Here is a 5,268-nt window from a genome sequence, read left to right on the forward strand (position 1 = left end):
GTTACTAATAGGTCGAGGGCTTATCCAATGCGTCTGGTTTTTGTCTAAAGTCTAGACTGGAATAATCTTTGATATGTTGTTTACTTAGGATTGGCGGATGTCATCGTATTGTACTATGGGGTTCAGACCATTCCTTAGTTATTTAGTTTAATTAGCAGGTACGATATGGCCCGGTGGCTCAGTTGGTTAGAGCGCCGCCCTGTCACGGCGGAGGTCGACGGTTCGAATCCGTTCCGGGTCGTTAGCCTTTGGGCTTTTATTATGGATGGATTCCCGAGTGGCCAAAGGGGGCAGACTGTAAATCTGTTGTCACTGACTTCGGTGGTTCGAATCCACCTCCATCCATTGAGACAATATGTCTTATGTAGAGCAATCTACACAACTGGGGTCTTAGCTCAGCTGGGAGAGCATCTGCCTTACAAGCAGAGGGTCACAGGTTCGAGCCCTGTAGGCCCCATTTGATTATCGCGGGATGGAGCAGTCTGGTAGCTCGTCGGGCTCATAACCCGAAGGTCGTTGGTTCAAATCCATCTCCCGCAACGAAAGAGACTTTAATAGTCTCTTTTTTTTATTGCTTTTCCTTATACTTTGTTCTATTGTAGAAAAGCAAGATTTCTGCCGTAGTGAGTTAAAGGGGGTAAGGATGAGAGTAGGAATATTAACCAGTGGAGGAGACTGTCAGGCTTTAAATGCAACCATGCGCGGTGTGGGAAAAACCCTATATAACCTATTGGGAGACGTGGAAATCTATGGTTTTCTGGATGGTTACAAGGGTTTGATTTATGACGAATATCGTAAGATGGAGCGTTCCGACTTCTCCGGAATTTTGACAGAAGGCGGAACCATTCTGGGAACCAGTAGAACACCCTTCAAACAGATTCGGGAACCGGATGCCAATGGATTGGACAAGGTTGAGGCGATGAAACATACATATAGAAAGCTTCGCCTGGATTGTCTCGTGGTATTAGGAGGCAACGGTTCTTTAAAAACAGCCAATCTTTTGTCGGAAGAAGGATTGAATGTTATCGGTTGTCCCAAGACCATTGATAATGATTTGTACGGTACAGATATGACCTTCGGTTTTTATTCTGCTGTTCAAGTGGCTACCAATGCCATTGACTGTATTCATACAACGGCTGCCAGTCATGGTAGAGTATTTATTGTAGAGATTATGGGACATAAGGTAGGACTGCTTACCCTTTATGCAGGACTTGCCGGCGGCGCCGATATTATTTTGGTTCCGGAGATACCCTACGATATCAATGCGGTTTGTAAAAAGATTGCGGAGCGTCATGCCGGTGGTTCCCGTTTCTCTATTGTAGCGATAGCAGAGGGTGCTATTTCCAAGGAGGAATCTAAGCTGACAAAGAAGGAATTAAAGAAGAAGCTGGCGGAGGATAGGAAGAATCATCCTTCCGTAGCCTATAAGCTGGCGAAGGAAATAGAGGAAAAAACCGGTGCAGAGGTTAGGGTAACCGTTCCCGGACACACCCAAAGAGGTGGACAGCCGGTTCCCTATGACCGTGTTTTTGCTACAAGAATCGGTGCGGAAGCTGCCAGAATGATTAAGAAGGAAAAATACGGCGTGATGCTTTCTTTAAAGAATAATGAAATCACAACGGTTCCCTTGGCAGATATTGCCGGCAAATTAAAAACGGTGGATCCGGATTCCGGAATTGTAAAGGAAGCCAAGATGCTGGGTATTTCTTTTGGAGATGAAGAGTAGCCGAAGATGATGTTTTTTATAGAGCTTATTTAAAGAGATTGTTTAAAGAGCTTGTTTAAAAAGAAGCTGATGAACTTAGGCGTCAATTTTATCTGTTTTAACGATATAGAAGGGATAAGAAGAATTGTCATATACCGCTTTATACAGAAAATGGAGATCCCGGGATTTCGATGATTTGGTGGGACAGGATGCCATCACTCGTTCCTTTAAGAATCAGGTAAGTCATGATCGTATTGGTCATGCTTACCTTTTTTGTGGTACCAGAGGTACAGGTAAAACCTCCATGGCGAAAATCTTGGCAAGGGCTGTAAACTGCCTAAACCCTAAGGACGGAAATCCCTGCAATGAATGTGCAAACTGTAAGGCTATTTTATCCAACACCAGCATTAATGTTTATGAAATGGATGCGGCCAGCAACAATAAGGTGGATGATATTCGTTTGATTCGGGAACAGGTGGAGTATCCTCCTGTGGGTATGCGCTATAAGGTCTATATCATCGACGAGGTACATATGCTTACAGAGTCGGCCCACAACGCTTTTCTGAAGACTCTGGAGGAGCCGCCGGAATACGCCATTTTCATCCTGGCTACTACGGAGCCAAATGCTCTGCCCATAACCATTCTTTCCCGCTGTCAGCGCTATGATTTTCGAAGGATTCCTGCAGATATCATTGCGGACAGGTTGAGACATATTGTGGAAGAAGAGCATATTGCCATTGAAGAAGAGGCTATCCAATATATTGCCCGTATGGGGGATGGCTCCATGCGTGATGCAGTAAGCCTTTTGGACCAGTGCGCCAGCTATGATTTTCAGCGAGAAATCAGCTATGAAGACACTCTGAAAATATTGGGAGCGGTGGATACCGCAGCATTTTCCCAAATGATTGCTTCCCTTCGAGAGAAGGATATAGCAAAAGCTATGGCATTGGTAGCCGATGTTTTGGAGCAGGGAAAGGAGCTTAGCCAATATACTTCCGATTTACTGAACTATTATCGAAATATTATGCTGGCAAAAACCGTAGAGAAGATTGACGGTTTGATGGATTTGTCCGCAGAAAATAAAAAACAGCTTCTTTCCGATGGGGAAAGCCTTTCCATGGAAGAAATATTACGAGGTATCCGTTTACTGACAGAGCTTTTACAGCAGTATCGTTTTGCCAGACAGAAGCGGGTTTTACTGGAAAGCACCTTGGTGAAACTGGCTCATCCGGAAATGGAAGGAAAGACGGACGCCCTTTTACAGAGGCTAAGAGAGCTGGAAGAGAAGATGGAAAAGGGAAGCTTTTTTCCTGTAGACAGGACAGCATTTTCCAAGGAGGAAAATGGAGATGTGTCGGAAGCCATGGAAAAGGAAGTCGTCCTTCCGAAAGCCCAGTATGAAGACTATATGCTTTTAAAGAAGGACTGGGATATTATCAAAAACTATTTTGACTCCCCCACGGTGAAACAGGCCTTGGCGAAATCCAGAGTTTATCCGGCAAAGGATAAGAAGTCCATGGTGATTGCCCCGAGTCTGGGAATGCTTTCCAATGTGCTTACGGATATGGAGCTCCTGGAAATCGGAAAGGTAATTTCCGCAAAATATCAAAAGGAATTTCACTTCGTTTTGGGAAAGGTGGAAACGGAAGAACGCAGTACCAGATATGTTTCCGATGAAGATTTAAACAAAATTTCCATGACGATAGAGATTAGCGATCAGGAATAAGATAAGTGCCTGTTTTGCGGAAATAAAAGGATAAAAATTCCACACTGTAAGGGAATTATAAGATTTCTCATAGATTTATTCTTGGGATTCATGGTAAAATAGTAAAAGTTATGCTTAATTTAAAATTAAGGAGGAGCTATGGCAAAGCATGGTGGATTTGGCGGGGGAATGCCCGGCATGAATATGAATAATCTGATGAAGCAGTATCAGAAGATGCAGAAGAAGCTGGAAGAAACCCAGGAGGAGCTGGCGAAAAAGGAATACATTGCTCAGGCCGGAGGCGGCGCCGTTAAGGTAGTGCTGAATGGAGAGAGAAAGGTCTTAAGTGTCAGCCTGAATAAGGATGCCGTAGATCCGGAAGATGTGGAAACTTTGGAAGAAATGATTGTACTGGCAATGAACCAGGCCCTTTCCGACATTGAGAAGGAATCCAATCAAGAGATGGGCAAGCTTACCGGCGGAATGGGGTTAGGATTTTAATGGAGTATTTTTCCAAGGATATGGACCGTTTGGTGCAGGAGCTTTCCAGGCTTCCGGGCATAGGTCCGAAATCCGCACAAAGGTTAGCCTACTTTCTGATTAACGGAGAGAAGGAACAGGCCTATGCCCTGGCAGACAGCATTAAAAAGGCAAGAGACAGCATTCGCTATTGCAAATGCTGTTGCACTCTAACAGATGCGGAGCTTTGTCCGGTATGCAGTAGTGCGGAAAGAAATCAAAAACAGATTATGGTGGTGGAAAACCCGAGGGATATGTCTGCCTATGAAAGGGTAGGAAAATATCAGGGAGTTTACCATGTTCTCCACGGGGCCATTTCTCCCTTGCTTGGTATAGGACCGGAAGATATTCGTCTTAGAGAATTGATGGTTCGTTTACAGGGGGAAGTGGAAGAGGTAATTATTGCTACCAACTCTTCTTTAGAAGGAGAAACCACCGCAAGCTATATCACAAAGCTGATTAAACCTTTAGGAGTGCCCTTAAGCCGTATTGCTTCCGGCGTTCCTGTAGGGGGAGATATAGAAAATATTGATGAAATAACACTTCTTAGAGCATTGGATGGAAGAGTCAGTTTATAGGAAGTGGAAGGGGTATTATGGACAAGTACGAGTTTAGTATCAAGGCAGAACAGATTAAAAAGTTAAGCAGTCAGGGAGATTACAAGACTGCTATGCAGATTGCGGATACCATTGACTGGAATAGGGTGCGTAATGCAAACCTTCTTTCTTCCATAGCGGATATTTATGAGTACAACGGAGAATACGAGGAGGCTAAGGATATCCTGCTGATGGCCTTTGAGAGAGCTCCGGTGGGAAAGCGTTTTCTTTATAAACTTTCAGAGCTGTCCTTACGTTCCGGCTCTATCGAAGAAGCTATTGAATTTTACAAGGAATTCCTGGATGTCAGTCCGGAGGATCCCAGAAAATACCTGCTTCGTTATAAGATTTTGAAGGCAAAGGGGGCTATGGCCTCCCAGCTGGTGGGACCCCTGGAGCAGTTTACCGAAACCGAGCTGGATGAAAAGTGGCTCTATGAGCTGGCAAAGCTTTATGGAGAAGCCGGAAGGGAAGAGGATTGCATCGCCCTTTGCGATAAGATGATTCTTCTTTTCGGCATGGGAAAATATGTAGACAAGGCTCAGGATTTAAAGCTTCGGTATCGTCCCTTTGAAGAGGATACAAGAAGAGCACCTCGGAAAGAGAGCTTTGCTCTTCCGGAGGAAGAACCTGCTTTCGAAGAGAAGAATTCCGGACAGGCTGTATATGAAGAAAAGCCTCCCGTTAGAGAGCTTCCAGATCGGAAGAGCACACGTCTGAACTCCAGTCACAGCGATAGATCT

General features: G+C 44.6%; 4 protein-coding genes and 4 tRNA genes. All 8 read left to right on the plus strand.

Annotation, left to right across the window (positions count from 1 at the left end):
• The first annotated feature begins 167 nt into the window (after positions 1-167).
• Positions 168-241: transfer RNA gene (locus RYL27_RS10710), tRNA-Asp, on the plus strand.
• A 22-nt stretch (positions 242-263) separates the two neighbouring features.
• Positions 264-345, plus strand: a tRNA-Tyr gene (locus RYL27_RS10715).
• 39 nt (positions 346-384) lie between these two features.
• Positions 385-457: transfer RNA gene (locus tag RYL27_RS10720), tRNA-Val, on the plus strand.
• A gap of 9 nt (positions 458-466) precedes the next feature.
• Positions 467-540: transfer RNA gene (locus tag RYL27_RS10725), tRNA-Met, on the plus strand.
• A 103-nt stretch (positions 541-643) separates the two neighbouring features.
• A complete protein-coding gene (locus tag RYL27_RS10730; protein ID WP_314967147.1) occupies positions 644-1,726 on the plus strand; it encodes a 6-phosphofructokinase in 1,083 nt (360 codons plus the stop codon).
• 124 nt (positions 1,727-1,850) lie between these two features.
• A complete protein-coding gene (dnaX, locus tag RYL27_RS10735) occupies positions 1,851-3,431 on the plus strand; it encodes a DNA polymerase III subunit gamma/tau (RefSeq protein WP_314967148.1) in 1,581 nt (526 codons plus the stop codon).
• Between the two features lie 138 nt (positions 3,432-3,569).
• Positions 3,570-3,911 carry a YbaB/EbfC family nucleoid-associated protein gene (locus RYL27_RS10740; RefSeq protein ID WP_314637821.1) on the plus strand — a complete coding sequence of 114 codons (342 nt, stop codon included), beginning with the start codon at positions 3,570-3,572 and terminating at the stop codon, positions 3,909-3,911.
• Positions 3,911-4,507, plus strand: a complete 597-nt coding sequence (recR, locus tag RYL27_RS10745) for a recombination mediator RecR (RefSeq protein ID WP_314967149.1) — start codon at positions 3,911-3,913, stop codon at positions 4,505-4,507. The genes RYL27_RS10740 and recR overlap by 1 nt, the downstream gene beginning before the upstream one ends.
• Positions 4,508-5,268: the final 761 nt, after the last annotated feature.

It is taken from the genome of Oribacterium sinus, from assembly GCF_963537195.1.
Lineage (GTDB): Bacteria > Bacillota > Clostridia > Lachnospirales > Lachnospiraceae > Oribacterium > Oribacterium sinus_A.

What these genes read in the sequence shown, in the direction of transcription:
- RYL27_RS10730 (WP_314967147.1), top strand. Translation starts at nt 644, where the DNA reads ATGAGAGTAGGAATATTAACCAGTGGAGGAGACTGTCAGGCTTTAAAT.
- RYL27_RS10740 (WP_314637821.1), top strand. Translation starts at nt 3,570, where the DNA reads ATGGCAAAGCATGGTGGATTTGGCGGGGGAATGCCCGGCATGAATATG.
- recR (WP_314967149.1), top strand. Translation starts at nt 3,911, where the DNA reads ATGGAGTATTTTTCCAAGGATATGGACCGTTTGGTGCAGGAGCTTTCC.